We start from the raw sequence: 18667 nt of genomic DNA, 5'->3' as shown, positions 1-18667 counted from the left end.
AAGCGCATAACCTACCGGCACACCGTCCACCCCATCCCGCCGCGCGTCGCCTGATCGAGATGGAAATGGTTGGCGTGCGCGGCGTTGTAATCGGGCGAAAGCGTCGTCGCGAACAACCGGCACGCGCCATTGCGCACACGGTGGAGGAAGGTCGCTTCGGGGCCAGTACCGCGCCAATCCTCCAGCACGCTGATCCGGCGCCCGTCGGCGAGCACGAAACCGGCGATATCGACCGCATCGGCGGTGGCATGCTCGCTCCAATTGCCCCCCTCCCCGCTGCCGATCCGACGGCAATTATAGCTGCCGAGATGATCGATCCCGACGACCGGGCTGCCGAGCAAGGTGCGCGCTTCGGGCTGGACCGTCTGCCATTCCCACAGCGCGAGGCTGGCCGCGACCGCACAGGACGTGCCGAGCGTGGGCCGGTACACCGCGCGGCGCGCACCGCCCGACCGGAAGGTAACGCCGTCGGCATAGCCGCAGCGCCCCTCCTGCACCGGCGGGAGCAGCGCATAGCGCACCCCGGCGCGACCGAGCAGCGCACGGCATTGCGGAAGATCGCTGGTGAGCGCCGTCAGCTTGCGCGCGGTGAACATCCCCACCGGATCGCCGAGATCGAGCTTGGTCCAGGGCACATCCTGCGGATGCTGCCGCGCGCCGGCGATTGCGGTGAGGACGAGGACGAGCAGGACCGCCGCGACGAGCATCGCCGCCACCGCTTGTCGCAGCGTGCGCATCAACCGCGCTGCGCCGCGCTGATCGCCTCCGACGTCACGGGATAGCCAAGATCGTCCGGGATGCAAAGATGGTCGGCCCCGTCGCGGGCCTCGATCCAGGGCGTTACGGCACGAATTTCGTACGATGCGGCATGGGCAGCGGCGGCGCCAAAGCTAGGGAATTGTGCGAGGCGTTCGAGATTGCGCCGCGTCGGGAAGATGATGCGCACGCGTCCGGCATCGGCGTCATCGAGCACGCCTTGTGCGGTCGACCAGAAGACGCGGACGTTTTCGGTATCGTCGACCACTGGCTCCGGCGCATCGGCGGGGAGCTGCGCGAGATAGAAGCGCGTGTCGAAGATCCGCATATGGGCGTGCGCCGGGAGCCAGCGCGCAAACGCGGTCAGCGCGGCCGGATCGAGCGTGAGCGCCAAGGCGTCCAGCACTGCGCCGATCGCCTCGCCGCGATGGAGCCCGGCGCGCAGCTTTGCCAAGGTCTCCGGTGCCATGTCGGACAGGCCGACGCCGACGCCGACTTCCTCGATCGTCTCGCGGATTGCGCCGATGCGTGCGGCCATATCGTCAGGGTCGCCTCCGAGTTCGAGCGCGAGCGCGCGGTCGCCCGGGTCGATCCGCCCGCCGGGAAAGACCAAAGCCCCACCGGCAAAGACCATCGCCTTGGAGCGTTCGACAAAGAGCAGTTCGGGCACGCCGCCGCGTTCGCGGAACAGCACCAGCGTTGCGGCGGGAATCGCCTCGGCAATTGTATCGCTCATGGTCGAAAAGCCCAACGCAAGGTTTTGGCGACGCCGAAGGTTCCGGCACGCAGCAGCGGCAGCCCGACGCCCGGTTGCGTGAGGCCATGCATCGTCCGCGCCCAAGGCGGGAGCAGATCGACCCCGGCTTGCAGCGTGATTGTCTGAAACGGCCCGGCCGCCAGCGAGGGCGCGGGCTGATTGAGCAGCACCTGCGCCACATCGCGCGTGCGCGCATCGACAATGAGCTCGCCGCGCATCGCAGTCATGATCGCCTCAGCCTCCGCCCGCGTGTGCGGGATTGGATCGACCCCAAGCGGTTCGGCGATCCGCGCCATTTCGGCGACGTAGCGGTCCTGATCGGCGCGGCTCATGCCGGGTTCGCCATAGCGGATCCAACCATCGAGGAAGCTCAGCACTTCGCAGACATGGACCCAGGCGAGCAACGCCGGGTCGCTCGCGCGATAGTCGGTGCCATCGGGCAAGGTGCCGCCGATATGATCGTGAATCTGCCGCACCTTGGCGAGGATGCGGCGCGCATCATCGGGCGCGCCGAAGGTGGTGACCGCGATGAAGCGCGCGGTGCGCCGCAGCCGCCCCTGCATGTCGTCGCGGAAACCCGAATGGTCCCACACCCCGGCCAGCACCTTGGGGTGGAGCATTTGCAGCAGCAACGCGGCAATCCCGCCGACGAGCATCGAGGTCACGTCGCCATGCACGCGCCACGCCACCGAATTGGGCGGGAACAGCGCATCGGGACGGCGCTGCACCGGCGTCTCCCCGCGCGCGGCATCGTTGAACAGCGCGCGGACTTGCCCGACGATGAGCCCCTTGAGCGGGCGGGCAAGACGGGTGGCGGCGGACATTATGGGCATGTGCCTGAAGGTTTGAGGCGGCGATAGAGTTCCCGTCGAAAGTCGCCTTCGCACCCGCGCGGTACAAGGTGCCCCAAAGGCCGTATTGAGCGAATGGCACATGGCTGGCAGGCATTTTCGCGCGGGATCGTGACGCCCGCACTTCCCCCCAAAGGTGCAAAGATCGGGGCATTCGTCCGCTCCTGAGACCTGCGCCACCCGAAGGAATTATCATGACCGACACCGTACACGACATCGTCGACACGGCCGTTGCCGCCGGCGCGTTCACCACCCTCGTCGCCGCCGTCACTGCAGCCGGCCTGGTCGATACGCTCAAGGGCGATGGCCCGTTCACCGTCTTCGCACCGACCGACGGCGCCTTCGCAGCGCTCCCGGCCGGCACGGTCGAAGAGCTGGTCAAGCCCGAGAATAAGGACAAGCTGACCGCAATCCTGCTGCTGCACGTCCTTCCCGGCAAGGTGATGGCAGCAGACGTGACCGGTCAGGTCATGGACGCAGCCACTGCCGGTGGTGCGACGGTCCACGTCGATGGCACGGACGGCGTAACCGTCGACGGCGCCAAGGTTGTGACCGCCGATATCGCCTGCACCAATGGCGTGATCCACGTGATCGACGCCGTGCTGCTGCCCAAGGGCTAACGGCCGAAACAGGGGGCCGGGGGCAGCAATGCCCCCGGCCCCTTTTTTATGCCGGGACGCCGTTCACGACCTTCGGGTCGATCGCATAATCGCGCGCGATTTCGCGTGCGGTCATCTTGGCGGACATCATCACCGAGGGCGTGCCGCCGCCGGGCTGAGTCCCCTGCCCCACCAGATACAGACCCGTGATGTCTTCGCTGCGATTGTGCGGGCGGAAGAACGCCGTCTGCGTCAGGCGTGGCTCGACCCCGAAGCCATTGCCGGCATAGGACCCCAGCACCTCCTCAAAATATTTCGGCGTGACGAAGCTGCGATAGACCAGCCGTTCGGCCAGATTCGGGATGTAGCCACGATCTTCGAGGAACTGCATGACGGTGTCGGCGAACCGATCGCCGACCACGTCCCAATCGACATCGCCCAGCGTGTTGGGCACCGGGATCAGCGTATAGGCGGCGTGATGCCCCGGCGGGGCAAGGCTCGGGTCGGTGATCGTCGGGATATGGAGATATTGCGAGAAATCCTCAGCGAGGATCTTGCGTTCGAAAATGTCGGTCAGCAATTCCTCGTAGCGCGGCCCAAGGATGATGTTGTGGTGGCGCAAATCGGGGTCACCGTCGCGCATCTGATAGCCGAAATAGATCACCATCAGCGACATGCTTTGCTTGCGGAACTTGACCACGGCGTCGCGGTTGATCTTGCGGTGCGCCTTGTCGATCAGCTTGAGATAGGTGGTCGCGTAATCGCCGTTCGAGACGACGACATCGGCCGCGATCATCTCGCGCGAGGCGAGCGTTACGCCGGTGGCGACGCGCTTACGCCCGCGCTTCTCGACCTCGATCCGCTCGACCTTGGCGTTCAGCTGCAGCGTGCCGCCCAATTCCTCGAACTTGCGGAGCATCGCGCTGACCAGCGCACCGGTCCCGCCCATCGCGAAATGCACGCCCCAGGTCTTTTCGACGAAGTGGATCATCGCATAGATGGCGGGCACCTTCAGCGGGTTGCCGCCGATCAGCAGCGGTTCGAAGCTGAACACCTGGCGCATCTTGTCGCTTTTGAAATATTTGCTGATCAGCGAAAACAGCGGCTGTACCGCGCCCAATTTGAGCAAATCGGGCACGACGCCGAGCATCGAGCCGAGGCTGCCGAAATAGGTATAGCCGAGTTCGAGGAAGCCGCGCTGGAAGATCGCGCGCGCCGCTTCGTGGAAGCGTTCGTACCCCTCCAGATCCTCGGGCGCGAGCTGCGCGATCTGCGCGCGGACGTTGACCGGATCGGCATCGTAATCGAAAAACGTGCCATCATCGAAATAGATGCGGTAGAAAGGCAGCACCGGCACGATGTCGAGATAGCGGCTGGTGTTGGGCCCGCCGCTATTGCCCGACAGGATCCGGTCCTGGGTGAGCATGGCCGCCGGAAAATCGGGCAGGCCGAGCATTGCGGCGTCGCGTTCGAGCGAGAACAGTTCTTCGATGAAATGCGGCACGGTCAGCACGGTCGGCCCCATGTCGAAGACGAACCCCTCGGCGCGGCGGACATAGGCGCGACCGCCCGGCGCATCGAGCTGTTCGACGATCCGGGTATCGAAACCGAGGCTCTGCAGGCGCATCGCACAGGCGATGCCGCCAATCCCGGAGCCGATGACGATGGCAGTCTGGCGAGTCATAACGAACCTGTTCCTGATAGGGCGCTGCCGCGCCGGTGTTGATGGTTCGATGCCAGCCGCCGCTCCACCCAGCGCGACAAGAGCAGATGCGGGACCGCAACCGCTGCCAGTAACCGAAACGCCTGAACCGTCAAATTGGGATCGACGGCGCTCGGGGCCAGCCATTGCAGCGCGCTCCAGCCAAGGATCGCCGCGCCCGACACGCCCACGCCCGTCGCAAGCCAGCGCAGGCGCGGCATCGGCCCGAGCTGGGCGCGCGTTTGCCGGAGATGGCGCGGCGAATGGAGAAAGACGAAGAACAAGGCGAAGCCGGCGACCGGCGGCGCGACGACCAGCAAGACGAGACACACCGCCATCGCCGCCGCCCATTGCCGACTACCATCTTTCCACGCAATCGCGATGCCGACCGAGGTTACCAGCAGCGTGACCGGCGCGGCGGCGGTTACGAGTTGGGTGAGCAACACGGCGCGGTCATCGCTCAGCGCGACGAACAAGCGCGCCACGTCGGCGGGATGCCCGAGCGTCGGCGCGGCGATTACCGCAGCCCCTGCCGCCACACGCAACAACGGCTCGTCGAGCATCTGCCAGTCTTCGCCGAAATGCACGGCGGCGACCGCGAGAAACAGGATCAGCGCGACGAGCGGCAGCGTCATCCACAAGGCCGCCATGCCGACCGCGACCACCAGATAGCCTGCGACCGCCAGCGCCAGTTGCGCGCGACCGAGTGTGATGGTGCGGCGCAGCAGCGCGATATCATAGGCACCGTGCGGCAATCCGCCGCCGATAAAAACGATCGTGGCAACGGCGACCGCCGCCGGTTGCCCGAGCGGGATCGCGGCCACGATCGCGAGCGACAGCGCGGCGGCCGCCACCCAGTAGGACCGATGCACCAAATCGCCCCGCTCCATCGGAGCGTGACGATTTGGTACCGTAGGTGATGACGCGGTTGCGTGCATCAGTTCAGGCGGCGTCGGCCTTGTGGCCGCTCTCGGCTTCGGCTTCGGACTTCCGGACCGCGATCAGGAAGATCAGCACGCCGAGTCCGGCCTTGGCGAGAATGTCGGCAATCGTGTAGCCGATCTGGATCGTCGTCGTGGCGGTGCCGCCGGTCAGGCCGACATACGGTGCCATGTAGACGATCGGGTAAAAGCCCCACGATGCGAAGGTCAGCAAGCGGGCCTTACGCACCAGGTTCTGCGCGTTGGCGGGCTGCTGCTTGATCGAGTCGCCGAGACCGCGGAACAATTCCCAGACGATATAGACGAACGGGATCGCCGAGAGCGTGCCCCACACGGCGCGGGTGGCGATGTCGGGTGCGATTTCGCCGGGATAGCCGAGCACGATCATCAAGGCGGCGGCCGAACCGAGGCGAACCGACTTCGACATGGTTTCCTCACGCGACAAGCGCATGACCAAAATCAGCTCGATCAGCAGCAACGGCACCGTCAGCAGCCAGTCGACGTAGCGATATGCGTCGTTGAACGCGAAACCCGTCGCGGTGACGATGCCGTCCTTGAACGTGAAGGCTGCGTTCCAGCTCTCGAAGATGCGAAGGTAATGGTAGGCGGCGATGGCAGTGACGAGCCCGGAGATCGTGAGCGCGGTGCGATAGGCCGAGGATACTTGCGAGCGGCTCAGCCACAGGAACAACGTCGCCGCCGCCATCGTGGCGAAGGTGAAGGAGAAGGCATTGTAAACCAGGGCAAACTGAAAGGGTGTAACGATGTCCATTGAAGTCTCCGTCGCAAGGGTGCGCAGCGCGGACGCGCCGGGCAGGAAGGATGCGGGAGCGCGGTCAATCGTTATCGTCGACGATCTTGGGGCCCCCCAATTGCGTCGTCACAACGGCATTGTTGGCCGAAGGGATTGCCGAGCGACACGTCAAATGGCGGGTGACGTGTAGAACTGCCGCTGTGACGACAATGATGGGATAGGCGGTGATCGCTGGTCCGGCGATACAGACCTTATGCCGTATCGCGCGCCGCGTTCCGTTTAGAACCCAGCTTCGACCGCAAGTCGGATCAGGTCCGCCGTGGTATGCAACCCCAAGCGGTTCATCAGGATTGCGCGGTGCATCTTGACGGTCTTTTCAGCAAGATCGAGTTCGGCCGCGATTTGCTTGTTGAGCAAGCCATTGGCCACCAGCTTGAGCACTTGCGCCTGGCGCAGCGAGAGCGCCTTGACCATTTCAGCGGCGCGAATCCGGCGCATGCTCGAGGGTGATGCGGCATTGACGTCGATTTCAAGCTGCGAGCCGAGGAAATACAGCAGCGCGTCATGCTCGTCATAAATCGGCGCAACGAGGACGGCGTTGCGAAAGGGCTGGCCGCTGCGCTTATAGTTCAGGATTTCGACCAGCACCGGCCGATGTTCGCGTACGCCGCGGCGGATTTCCTCGGTCAGCCACGGCTCGGTCGCCGGGCCCGAAAGGAAACGGCAGTTGCGGCCGACCACTTCCTCGGGCGGATAGCCGGTCAAATCGCAGAAAGGCGCGTTGCAGGCAACGATCGGATTGTCGGGCAGCCGCGGATCGCTGATCACCGATGGAATCGGGCTGTCGGTGACGAGTCGCATGTGTCGATTGTCGACGGTTACGAGATCGGCTCCGGCCACCATCTTAGTTGTTCGTCCCGTCCATCCTGCTACCATACCGGTAGCGATCTGAGATGGCACTTGATTTAATGCAGGCCCCCGAGCCGCCGCGCCCACCGCGTTCCCATGATCCAACATTCCGCTGAAAAAGCCGCGAGCGCGACGATGCCAAGCCATGGCGCAGCGCGATCGATCAAGTCGGGCGCGAATCGCTGAGTCGCCAGGATCAGCGCGGTTAAGTCCGGCATCTGCAGCACGTGCAGCGGATAAGCGTTTTCACCGAGGGTCCGCTCGAGCCGCCTGCCGGATTGAGGCGGGCGCACCGTCGCGAGCACCGCCGTGTCGGACTGAGTCATGTAAACGCCCGGTTTTTTCCGAATTTGTAAGAAATAACAGTCGCGCAACGCGCTCTTCGCCGCGTACAGCACACGCCATAAAAGATCCGTGATTCTCGTCCTTTAGCGAGACATGGGACAGCATAGGGGAATCAGCATGCAATCGAACTCCACCGGCGCGGCCCTGCGTCCGCTTCACGCTGTCCGTTCGCTGATGCTGGTCGGCACGGCGTTGGGCAGCACGTTGGCCGGTTCCGCTGCGGTTGCGCAGAATGTCGTCTATTCCGGCCCCGGACCCTATTCGCTCACGCGGACCGATACCGTTTCCGGCGGCCCTCGCACAATCGATGTCACGGTGCCGACCGGTGATATCACTATCGATACCAAGACCGTCACGGTCGACAATCCAGCCACCAACCCGCCCCCCGTCGGCACGCCGAGCGGCGCGGGCATCGCTGCCAACAACACCGGCACCGGCAAGGTGACAATCACCAGTGGCACGGTGACCGCGACCGGCCCGGGGCGCACCTATGCGATCGACGCGCGGACGACGAGCGGTGCGATCCTGATCAACAGCGGCACGGTGACGAACACCAGCACCGGCAGCATCGGCATCCTGGCGCAGAGCAGCGCGGGCGGCGACGTGACGATCAACGCGGATCAGACGGTTGGTGGCCTGCGCGGGATCTTCACGTCTTTCAACGGCGGCTTGACCACGATCAACAGCAATTTCGCGACCGCCAGCGGTCCGACGCAACCAAACGCCATCATCGGCCAGGGCAGCACGGTGATCGTCAACAGCGGCACCGCAACGCTGACCGGCACCAACGGGAACCAGGGTGCGGCAATCTTCGTCCAGTCGCGAGTCGGCGACGCGACGATCAACTCGGTCAATGCCAGCACCGAGGGCTATGGCCAACTCGGCCTCGACATCGAATACGCCAACGCCAACGGCTCGATCACCAGCGGCACCGTGACGACCAAGGGCGATTATGCCGCCGCGATCTACAGCAGCGCGGTCGGCAATAATGTCGTCAAGAGCACGACGATCACGACCGCGGGCGTCGGAGCGACCGGCATTCGCGTCAGCCCGGCCGCGCAAGTCTCCAATTCGGTTCCCACGACAGGCTCGGTCGATGTCACCAGCGGCGCGATCACGACGACCGGCGCGAACGCCGACGGCATCGTCGTCAGCCCGGTCAACACCAATGGCGGCACCAACGGCACGTCGATGACCGGCAACACCATCATAAAGAGCGGCACGATCAGCGCGACCGGCGCCGGCGCGCGCGGCATTGCGGTGACCGGAACGACCGGCACGATCGGCATCACGAGCAACCAGATCACGACCGGCGGCGGCACCGGCATTGACACCAATGGCGGCGCGACGACGATCGCCAGCACCGGCATTTCGGGCGCGCTGCGCGGCATCAATGCAGTGTCGTCCGCGACGCTCGACATTACCAGCGGCACGATTGTCGTCGCGCCGAATGCGAGCACGACCAATGCTGGCGGTATCGTTGCGCGCAGCACCGGCGCGCTGACCATCGCCAGCGGCTCGATCACGTCGAGCGGCGGCAATGTCTTCGGCATCGACGCGGGCACCAGCGGAACGAGCGCGCTCACGATCAACAGCTCGGGGACGATCCTGGCGACGGGCGTCGCACCGTCGGGCGGCGTGGCCCCGGTCGGGATCCTGGTCTCGGCCGGAACCGGCCCGGTGACGATCAATGCAAATGCGATCGACGCGTCGGGTCGCGCGATTCGCAGCATCAGCACCGGTGCAACGACCATCAACACCACCGGCAATCTCATTTCGCGCGGCGGCACCAACACCATCAGTGTGACGGCGGGCAGCTTCGACATCACGACCGCAGCCGGTACGACGATTACCTCGACCGGCAGCAGTGCCGCGATCGCTGCGGGTGCCAACACGGGTGACGGGCGCGTGACCAACAACGGCACCGTTGCGGCTACGGGCGCGGCGGAATCGGGTATCGGCGTCACCACAACGGGCAATGCCACCGTCGTTTCAAAGACGGTGACGGTCGAAGGCACGACCGCGCCAAGCGGCACCTTCGCCGCGGGCGGGATCAACGCGAATTCGACCGGCGGCGGCAACGTCGCGATCACCAGCGACAGCGTCACGGTCGGCGGTGCGGGCCGTTACGGAATTTCCGGCACGGCCAACGGCGCCGGGACGATCTCGATCACGTCGAACATCGTATCGTCGATGTCGGACGGGTTCGCGACGCTCCGGGCGAGCGGCGCAACCGGTGCGATCACCATCAGCAGCACAAGGCTGACCAGCAGCGCCGCCAACACCGCAGCGATCAGCGCCACCGCGACGACCGGCAACGTGACGATCAACAGCGGCACGTTGACCGCCACGGGTGCCGGTGGCCAAGGGATCCTTGCGCAGACCAGCGACGGGAATATCGCGATTACGGCGCGCAACACCGCCACAACGGGCGCGCTGTCCGCCAATGGCATTTCATCCGACGCGATCGTCGCTCTGACCAGCGGCAACGGCGCGATCACGATCAACAGCACCGACGCCTCGGCGGTCGGCCAATATGCCAGCGCGATCTATGCCTCGGGTGGCGGCGCCGTGAACATTACCAGCGGCAACGCCAGCGGCACGGGTGCCGGCGGCGTCATCGTTGCTGGCGTTTCTAAGAACAGCGACGTGACGATCAACGCCACTACGACCACGGCCACGGGCGCCGGATCGGCGGCGGTCTATGGCCGCGCCGCGAACGGGTCGGTAACGATCAACAGCGGCACGGCATCGACCAAAGGTGATGGGGCCAGCGCGGTCATCGCGGTTGGTGGCGGGGCGATCAACATCACCAGCGACACAGCCTCCTCAACCGGCGCGCAACTCGCCACCATCTATGCCAACGGCACGGGGGCGGGAACGGTTACGATCAAGTCAACCAATGCCCGCGCGACCGGCAACGGCGCCTATGCGGTCGAAGGCCATGCGGCGACCGGCAATCTTTCGATCACCAGCGGCCTTGCAACCGCCGCGCAGGGCATTGGCGTGTTCGGCACCGCCGGGGGTACGGTCACTATCAACAGCACGACCGCGACCGCGGCGGGCGACGGGCAAGCCGGCATTTATGCCGTCGGCGGTAACGGCGTAACGCTCACCAGCGGCACCGCCTCCTCCAGCGGCGCGATCCAGACCTATAATGGCGTATTGCGCCGTGCCGATACGATCTATCTTGAGGCCACCAACGGCGCGGTAAATGCGACGATCGGGTCGGCGACGGCAACGGGGGCCGGCGCCGATGCGGTTCACATCGTCGCCAATGGTACGGGCGGCGCGGCGCATGTCGCTATTACCGGGACGATTTCGGCTTCGAACGGCTATGGCCTGTTCATCGATCCGCCGGGCGCGGTAGCGGTCGACATCGCTGCCGGGGCAAATGTGTCGGGCAGCCTGAACGGCATCAACACCACCGGCAGCTCCAACACCATCGTCAATGCGGGCCTGATTTCGAGCACCGGCGGCGCGGGGATCGTCGCCAGCGGTGCCACCGCACTCAGCAATGCTGGTGGCATTTCGGGCAGCAACGGCGTTGCGGTCCAACTCGGCGCGACCAACGACACCGTCACCTTGTTGACCGGATCGAGCGTCACCGGCGCGATCGCGGGCGGCGGCGGGACCGATGCTGCGATGCTGAGCGGCACGAGCAATGTCGGCGCCAGCAGCCAGACCATCGCGGCGTTCACCGGCTTCGACAGCCTGACCGTCCAGAACGGCTATTGGACCGCGGCGACGACCGGCAGCAGCGCCTTCAACAGCGTGACCGTCAACACTGCCGCCGCGCTGGAGCTTACCAACGGGGCGAGCGGCCTTACCGGCATCACGGCTCCGACGATTGTCGATAACGGAACGCTTGTCGTGCGCAGCAGCGCGACCTCGGGCGGCAGCACCTTCGGCGCGACGACCACCAGCGGCACCGGCGTGGTGCGGTTCAGCGGCGTGGGCACCAGCACGCTCGACGGCACGAACAGCATCACCACCACCGGCGGCATCGTCGTCGATAGCGGCAAGCTGCTGCTGACCGGGACGCAAGGCGGTGCGGTCACGACCAATGCCGGGGCGACCTTCCAGATCGGCAATGGCGGCACGAGCGGGATTTTCACCGGCTCGCTGGTCGACAACGGCACGCTCAACATCAACCATTCGGACGATTACGTCTTCAACGGTTCGCTGACGGGCAGCGGCAACATCGTGAAGGATGGCGCGGGCAAGCTGACCTTTGGCAGCGCTTACGCCTTCACGGGCGTCACCACGATCAACGCCGGGTTGATCAAACTGACGACGGCGGTCGCACCGACGACGGAGATCGACCTCGCCGGCTCGGGCCAGCTCGATCTTTCGGGCATGCCGCAGACCATCGCCGAACTCGCGGGCGCCAGCAGCACCGCTAGCATCAACATCGCGGGCGGATCGCTGACCGACAATCAAGCGACCAACACCACTTTCGCGGGGAGCATCGTCGGCAACGGTGCCTTCATCAAGAGCGGCACCGGATCGGTGAATTTTACCGGCAGCAACACCTATACCGGATCGACCACCGTCAATAGTGGGCGCCTCGCGGTCAATGGCAGCATCGTGTCACCAGTCACGGTCAATTCCGGCGGTACGCTGGGCGGGACCGGCTCGGTCGGCGCGGTGACGATTGGCGCGGGCGGCACGTATGCGCCGGGCAATTCGATCGGCACGCAGACCGTCAACGGCAACGTCACGTTCGCTGCAGGCTCGATCTTCGCGGTGGAGGCCAATTCGGCCGGCATGGCAGACCGGGTCAACGCCACCGGCGCGATCATCATCAATGGCGGTACGGTCGCGGTAACCGCGACGCCGGGCACCTACAACAACCTCACCAACTATACGATCCTGTCGGCGGCCGGCGGGGTGAGCGGCAAATTCAGCAGCGTCACGTCCAACCTGGCGTATCTGTCGCCGTTCCTGTCATACGGGACGGGTACGGTGACATTGTCGCTCGGTCGCAACGACGTGTCCTTTGCCGCCATGGCCACCACGCGAAACCAGATCGCCGTCGCCAATGCCGCGCAAGCGCTCGGCATCGGCAACGCCGTCTACAACGGGGTCTTGGTGCAAACGACGACAAGCGCGCCGATCACGCTCGACCAGCTTTCCGGCGAAATCCACGCGACGCTGCCGACCGTGCTGATCGATGGCGGGCGCCGTATGACCGACGCGGCGCTGTCGCGCGGCCGGGTGGATAGCGACGGTCTTGCGCTCTGGGTGCAGGGCATTCAATCCTATACCAGCGCGTCGCAGACCGGGCTCGCGCGGCTCAAGGGCAACAAGACTGGCACGTTCGGCGGGCTCGATTACGGCACTGGCGGATGGCGCTTCGGCGTCGATGGCGGCTATGTCGATGATCGCATCGATCTGGCAAGCCGCACGAGCAGTGCACGCGTTTCGACCACCTATCTTGGCGGCACGATCGGCTGGCACGGTGGCCGCGCCGCGATTCAGGTCGGCGGAAGCTATGCCTGGCACGATCTGAACGTAACGCGTGCGCTTGGCGTGACGGGGCTGGCCGCATCGGTGGCAAGTATCTCGAAGGCGCGGAGCGTCCAGCTGTTCGGGGAGGCTTCGTACAATCTCGTGGAAGGATCGTTTGTCCTCACCCCGTTCCTGCGCAACGACTTCACCAGCACGCGCAGCGATGCCGTGACGGAGACCGGCGGGCTGGGCGCTCTCACCGTCGCGCGCAGCACCCGCGATGCCGATTTCACCAGCGTCGGGGTCAAGTTCGGCGGCACGACAGCGGCAAGCGTCACGGTGTCGATCCAGCCGTTCGGTTCGGTTGCGTATCGCCACGGCTGGGGCGACCTGGGGGGCGACACACGCTCGGTATCGTTCGGCGGCGGCGCAGCATCGTTCAACGTTGCCGGCGCACGCTTGGGCCGCGACAGCCTTGATGCGGAAGGCGGTGTGAACGTTGGGTTCGGCAAGCGCTTGGTGATCGGGGCGAGCGGTTTCGGATCGGCATCGCGCGAACTCGGCGATTACGGCGCACGGGTTTCGGCCAGCCTGAAGTTCTGATCGATCGCGCCCCGCCGGAATGGGTTTAGAGGCTCATTTCGGCGGCGACGCGGCCGTCCATTTTGCTGACAACAGCACGGTTTGTGCAAAATCCGCCGACTTAAAGTGCGCCACGCCGTGTCGCACTGCGTTGCTGCCCGACCTTCCGTCGCTCGCATCGGCGTAAACCAGGCCGCTTTGACAAAAGGATCCGCGATCGCAAGGTTGTGATTCACCCCGTTATGAGGGCAGTCGAACGCTGTCGGATATAACGTAAGCCGTTGATCTCAGGCGACATAAGCGTGGTGGAGCTGAGCGGAATCGAACCGCTGGCCTCTGCAGTGCGATTGCAGCGCTCTCCCATCTGAGCTACAGCCCCGCACCACGCTTTGGCCCCGTCAGCAGGCCGAGCCACAGATTTAGCCGCGCTTTTTTCGGGATGCAACACGCGCGCATGCGCGGCAACGATTTGGCGATGCCGGGTGCCGCGATTCGGCATTGCCAATGCGGCAACATCGGCATACCCCACCTTCGAAAATCATAAAGAGGATGCCCCCGATGACCCGCGCCTGGACTCTGCAAGCCCGCCCGAACGGCATGCCCGTCGCAACCGATTTCGCGCTGATCGAAATGCCCGCCGCCGCTTTGCAGGATGGTGAAGTGCGCGTCGCCAATCGCTGGCTCTCGGTCGATCCCTATATGCGCGGGCGGATGAACGACGTGAAATCGTACGTTCCGCCGTTTGCACTGGGCGAACCGATGCAGGGCGGCGCGATCGGCGAAGTGATCGAGAGCAAGGCCGACGGCATTGCGGTGGGCGACATGGTGCAGCATTTTCTCGGCTGGCGTGACGAAGCCGTGCTGCCTGGTACGCAAGTGCAGAAGCTCCCCGATCTGGCCGTACCGCCACAACAATTCCTCGGGTTGCTCGGCATGCCGGGGATGACCGCCTATTTCGGCCTGCTGCGCGTGGCCGAGGCCAAGCCCGGCGATGTCGTGTTCGTATCGGCAGCCGCAGGCGCGGTCGGATCGACCGTGGTGCAAGTCGCCAAGGCGAGCGGGATGACGGTGATCGGCAGCGCCGGCGGGGCCGATAAATGCGCATTGGTCACGTCGCTCGGTGCCGATGCGGTGATCGATTATAAGAGCGACGGGCCGCTGGTGAAGAAGCTGATGACGGCGCTGGGCGAGATCGGCAAGGACGGCATCGACGTCTATTTCGACAATGTCGGCGGCGAGCATCTTGATGCCGCGCTGGCGACGGGCAATATGCATGCGCGCTTTGCGATTTGCGGGATGATCGACATTTACAACTCCGCGAAGCCGACCGAGCTGCGCTATCTCGCGCGGCTGATCGGGATGCGCATCCGCATGACCGGGCTGCTGGTCAGCGACCATATCGGCCACGCCGCGGAATTTTACCGCGTGATGGGCGGCTGGCTCGCCGAGGGCAAATTGCACAATTCGGAGACGGTGTTCGACGGCCTCGATGCGATGCCAGAGGCTTTCCTTGGGCTGTTCACGGGCGGGAACACGGGGAAGATGCTGGTCAAGGTGTGATCCCCCCACCCTACGCCTGTCATCCCCGCGAAAGCGGGGACCCAGCACCAACGGTCAGTGGTTGAGCTTCAGGTAAAGATCGTCCCAATCGGGGTTGTCGCGCTCGATGAGTTCGATCTTCCAGGCGCGCCGCCATTTCTTCATGGCATTCTCGCGCGCGATGGCTTGGCCGACGTCGTCAAACGCTTCGGCGTGGACCAGCCGATGGATGCCATATTTCTTGGTAAAGCCTTCGATCAGGCCTTCGCGATGCTGGAAGACGCGCTCGACGAGGTGGCCGGTCACCCCGATCTACAGCGCGCCATTTTTGCGGTTGGCAAGGATGTAGACATGGGAAGTCTTCATCGATCAGAGTCCGGTGATGGGTCCCCGCTTTCGCGGGGATGACAGACGTTCTTGAAGCGCTCCCCTAAATCCCGCCCGAGAACGTGTCGCACTGGTTGGGGTCCCCGGTCTCTATCCCCTTGCGCAGCCACGCCATGCGCTGGGCTGAGGTTCCATGCGTGAAGCTGTCGGGGACGACGCGGCCTTGGCTTTCCTTTTGCAGCGTATCGTCGCCGATCGCCTGCGCGGCGGTCATGCCCTCTTCGAGATCGCCCGGATCGAGCCGGTCCTTATTCTGCGCTGCCCACACCCCGGCATAGCAATCGGCTTGGAGCTCGAGCTTCACCGACGCGCGGTTGCCCTCGACCTCGTTGCCGCGCTGCTGGATTTGCGCGACCTGATCCGACGTGCCGAGCAAATTCTGGATGTGATGGCCGAATTCGTGCGCGATCACATAATCCTGCGCGAAATCGCCCTTCGCGCCGAAGCGATTGGCGAGTTCGTCGAAGAAGGCGGTATCGAGAAAAATGTTCTGGTCGCGCGGGCAGTAAAACGGCCCCATCGCACTTTGTGCGGCACCGCAGCCCGATACGCCATTCTGGTCGTAAAAGCGCAGCCCCGGCGCCTGGAACCGCGGCCCGAGCAGCTTCGCCCAGGTCTTGTCGGCGGAACTGAAGGCGTTGCAGGCGGCTTTATGCGCGGCGTCCTGCGTACAGATTGCGGTGACATCCTTGCTGCCCGCCGTCGCAGAGCGGCTCTGCTGCGTCGGGGCGGAGACTTGCCCGCCGCCGCCGCCGACCAGGCCAAGCCCGCCGCCGAAAAAGAACATGACCGCCAGCAACACTGCAACGCCGCCGCACCCGAAGCGGCTGAACACCAGCGGCAGGAGCCCGAACAGCAACCCGCCCCCACCGCCGCCGCCAAACCCCAATCCGCCGCCACCGCCACGATTGCCCTGATCCTCGACATTGATGTTAGGATCGAAATCGTCGAGGCGCATGATCGAATGTCCCGGGGTCGTTACCGCTCCGACCGTGAATGCTTGGGCGCGCGCAGAGTTGCAACCGCCTTTTCCGGCGGCACCGAACGCGCTCGAACGGCGTTGATCCCGCACCGCAACACGGGCATTGGAACAATATGGCAGATATAATCCCACCCAAACGCAAGCGGCTGGCCAAGGGGCCAGCGGCCCCGCTCCCCCTGCCCGATTGCGTGGCGTTGGTGTTGCAGGGCGGCGGTGCGCTCGGATCGTATCAGGCCGGCGTGATCGAAGGGCTGGCGGCGAGCGAGATCGAAATCGACTGGGTCGCCGGGATTTCGATCGGGGCGATCAACGCCGCGATCGTCGCGGGCAACCCGCCCGAGCGCCGGGTCGAGCGGCTTGGGGCGTTCTGGGACAAGATGACCTCGGCGCTGCCGAGCTTCCCGATCTTCATGAACGACCAGATGCGCGAATTTCTGCACGAATGGTCGGCCGGGTTCGTGCTGGCGGCGGGCGTGCCGGGGTTCTTTAGCCCGCGCTTCATCTCGCCGATGTTAGCGGTGCCGGGGACGCCCGAGGCGATGAGCTTCTATGATTCGGCACCGCTCAAGGCGACGCTCGACGCGCTGATCGACTGGGATTTGCTCAATCACGGCCCGGTGCGGTTGTCGGTTGGCGCGGTCGATGTCGAAAGCGGCAATTTCCATTATTTCGACACGACCGAGACCAAGATCGATGCGCGCCACATCATGGCATCGGGCGCATTGCCGCCGGGCTTGCCGCCGATCGAGATTGACGGGCGGCTGTGGTGGGACGGTGGTCTCGTGTCGAACACGCCGCTGACGCATGTGCTCGATCATCAGACCGATGCGCTGCTCGCCTTCCAGATCGACCTGTTCTCGGCCGCGACCGAACGCCCGCGCACGATCATGGACGTGATGGCGCGCGAAAAGGAAATCCGCTTTTCCAGCCGCACGCGGCAAGTGTCGGATCAAGTCATGCGCATCCGCAAGGATCGCGAGCTCGCGCGCAAGGTCATTGCGAAACTGCCCGAATCCTTTGCGGACGATCCCGATGTGATCGCCTTGCGCGCACAGTCGCAGGAGCATCCGGTCAACCTCGTTCACCTGATCTACCGCGCCAATGCGTGGGAGGGCGGCAGCCGCGACTTCGAATTTTCCGCGCGCACGATGCGCGAGCATTGGGAGGCGGGGCAGCAAGCCGTCGCCGAGACGATGGCGAACGCGCAATTGGTGGCGCACAATATCGAGACCGGCACCAGCGCGGCGTTCGATCTGACGGTGAAGCCCACCCCGCTCCATATTCCCTGACCGACAGCTACGGAGACCTGCGATGTTTCTTAAAGGCAAGACCGCGATCATTACTGGCTCAACCTCGGGCATTGGGCTCGAATATGCCAAAGTGTTTGCTGCCGAGGGCGCGAACGTCGTCATCAACGGCTTTGGCGACGCCGCGGCAATCGAGGCGGAGCGCGTCAAGCTGGAAGCGGCAAGCGGGGCCAAGGCGCTCTACGATGCCGCAGACATGACCAAACCCGACCAGATCGCCGCGATGGTCGCGCGCTGCCATGCCGAGCTCGGCGGGCCGGACATTATCGTCAACAATGCCGGGATTCAGCATGTCGCGCCGATCGAGGATTTTCCGGCGGACAAGTTCGAGGCGATCATCAAGATCAACCTCACCTCGGCCTGGTATCTGATGCAGGCAGCGGTGCCGCTGATGAAGGCGACGAAATGGGGGCGGATCATCTCGACCGCATCGGCACACTCGCTCGTCGCCTCCCCCAATAAATCCGCTTACGTCATGGCAAAGCACGGCCTTGCCGGGCTGACCAAGACGATCGCGCTGGAGACGGCGACGCATGGCATTACCGTCAATTGCATTTCTCCCGGCTATGTCTGGACGCCGTTGGTCGAGGGGCAAATCCCCGACACGATGAAGGCGCGCGGGCTGACGCGCGAGCAAGTCATCAATGACGTGCTGCTGGAAGCGCAGCCGACCAAGGAATTCGTGACGGTCGAACAGGTCGCGGCGCTTGCCTTGTTCCTGTGCCGCGACGAAGCAAAAGCGATCACCGGTGCCAACTTGTCCGTCGATGGTGGCTGGACCGCCGCCTGAGACCAAAGGGCG

15 protein-coding genes and 1 tRNA gene are annotated in these 18667 nt (G+C 64.7%); 5 read left to right on the top strand and 11 right to left on the bottom strand.

All coding sequences use genetic code 11. The features are described from left to right. Positions 1-11 precede the first annotated feature (11 nt). The 3 genes from IEV62_RS09940 to IEV62_RS09930 are packed head-to-tail and all read right to left on the bottom strand — an operon-like array spanning position 12 to position 2337. Positions 12-737 (bottom strand): extensin-like domain-containing protein, encoded by a 726-nt coding sequence (locus tag IEV62_RS09940; RefSeq protein ID WP_188446997.1) that lies wholly within the window; start codon positions 735-737, stop codon positions 12-14. Further along, positions 737-1492 (bottom strand): NUDIX hydrolase, encoded by a 756-nt coding sequence (locus tag IEV62_RS09935; RefSeq protein WP_188446995.1) that lies wholly within the window; start codon positions 1490-1492, stop codon positions 737-739. Before IEV62_RS09935 ends, IEV62_RS09940 begins: the two co-directional genes overlap by 1 nt. Further along, a complete protein-coding gene (locus IEV62_RS09930) occupies positions 1489-2337 on the bottom strand; it encodes an oxygenase MpaB family protein (protein WP_188446993.1) in 849 nt (282 codons plus the stop codon). The genes IEV62_RS09935 and IEV62_RS09930 overlap by 4 nt, the downstream gene beginning before the upstream one ends. Before the next feature lie 221 nt (positions 2338-2558). Here IEV62_RS09930 and IEV62_RS09925 point away from each other — a divergent pair, with 221 nt between their 5' ends. Continuing rightward, on the top strand, positions 2559-2984 hold the full coding sequence (locus tag IEV62_RS09925; protein WP_188446991.1) for a fasciclin domain-containing protein: 426 nt from the start codon (positions 2559-2561) through the stop codon (positions 2982-2984). Between the two features lie 46 nt (positions 2985-3030). Here the strand turns inward: IEV62_RS09925 and crtI are convergent, their stop codons facing one another. From crtI to IEV62_RS09900, 5 genes are all read right to left on the bottom strand, one after another. Then, on the bottom strand, positions 3031-4647 hold the full coding sequence (gene crtI / locus IEV62_RS09920; protein ID WP_188446989.1) for a phytoene desaturase family protein: 1617 nt from the start codon (positions 4645-4647) through the stop codon (positions 3031-3033). Next, positions 4644-5537 (bottom strand): Brp/Blh family beta-carotene 15,15'-dioxygenase, encoded by an 894-nt coding sequence (locus IEV62_RS09915; protein WP_229733005.1) that lies wholly within the window; start codon positions 5535-5537, stop codon positions 4644-4646. The genes crtI and IEV62_RS09915 overlap by 4 nt, the downstream gene beginning before the upstream one ends. 70 nt (positions 5538-5607) lie before the next feature. Beyond that, positions 5608-6378 (bottom strand): bacteriorhodopsin-like, encoded by a 771-nt coding sequence (locus IEV62_RS09910; RefSeq protein ID WP_188446985.1) that lies wholly within the window; start codon positions 6376-6378, stop codon positions 5608-5610. A 261-nt stretch (positions 6379-6639) separates the two neighbouring features. Then, the gene (locus IEV62_RS09905) at positions 6640-7221 is read right to left on the bottom strand and encodes a LuxR C-terminal-related transcriptional regulator (protein ID WP_229732997.1); all 582 of its coding nucleotides are present in this window, start codon (positions 7219-7221) and stop codon (positions 6640-6642) included. A gap of 104 nt (positions 7222-7325) precedes the next feature. Next, a complete protein-coding gene (locus IEV62_RS09900) occupies positions 7326-7667 on the bottom strand; it encodes a hypothetical protein (RefSeq protein ID WP_188446981.1) in 342 nt (113 codons plus the stop codon). 64 nt (positions 7668-7731) lie between these two features. Between IEV62_RS09900 and IEV62_RS09895 the strand changes: the two genes are divergently transcribed. Further along, on the top strand, positions 7732-13671 hold the full coding sequence (locus IEV62_RS09895) for an autotransporter-associated beta strand repeat-containing protein (RefSeq protein WP_188446979.1): 5940 nt from the start codon (positions 7732-7734) through the stop codon (positions 13669-13671). Positions 13672-13953: 282 nt separating this feature from the next. Here the strand turns inward: IEV62_RS09895 and IEV62_RS09890 are convergent. After that, positions 13954-14029, bottom strand: a tRNA-Ala gene (locus IEV62_RS09890). A gap of 179 nt (positions 14030-14208) precedes the next feature. On the opposite strand from IEV62_RS09890, the gene IEV62_RS09885 reads away from it, so the two are divergent. Further along, on the top strand, positions 14209-15210 hold the full coding sequence (locus IEV62_RS09885; RefSeq protein ID WP_188446977.1) for an NADP-dependent oxidoreductase: 1002 nt from the start codon (positions 14209-14211) through the stop codon (positions 15208-15210). 54 nt (positions 15211-15264) lie between these two features. On the opposite strand, the gene IEV62_RS09880 is transcribed toward IEV62_RS09885, so the two are convergent. Beyond that, positions 15265-15495 carry a GIY-YIG nuclease family protein gene (locus IEV62_RS09880; RefSeq protein ID WP_308510839.1) on the bottom strand — a complete coding sequence of 77 codons (231 nt, stop codon included), beginning with the start codon at positions 15493-15495 and terminating at the stop codon, positions 15265-15267. 124 nt (positions 15496-15619) lie between these two features. Next, positions 15620-16534, bottom strand: a complete 915-nt coding sequence (ypfJ, locus tag IEV62_RS09875) for a KPN_02809 family neutral zinc metallopeptidase (RefSeq protein ID WP_188446975.1) — start codon at positions 16532-16534, stop codon at positions 15620-15622. Positions 16535-16671: 137 nt separating this feature from the next. Between ypfJ and IEV62_RS09870 the strand changes: the two genes are divergently transcribed. Both IEV62_RS09870 and IEV62_RS09865 read left to right on the top strand, forming a co-directional pair. Continuing rightward, complete coding sequence (locus IEV62_RS09870; protein WP_188446973.1) at positions 16672-17847, top strand: patatin-like phospholipase family protein; 1176 nt, start codon at positions 16672-16674, stop codon at positions 17845-17847. Between the two features lie 22 nt (positions 17848-17869). Next, entirely contained in the window at positions 17870-18655 is a 786-nt protein-coding gene (locus IEV62_RS09865; RefSeq protein ID WP_188446971.1) for a 3-hydroxybutyrate dehydrogenase, read from the top strand. Positions 18656-18667 lie beyond the last annotated feature (12 nt).

The organism is Sphingomonas psychrolutea, from assembly GCF_014636175.1.
In the GTDB taxonomy this organism is placed as follows: Bacteria; Pseudomonadota; Alphaproteobacteria; order Sphingomonadales; family Sphingomonadaceae; genus Sphingomonas; species Sphingomonas psychrolutea.
The sequence above is the reverse complement of the archived record's forward strand: the minus strand, read 5'-3'. Positions and strand labels throughout refer to the sequence as shown.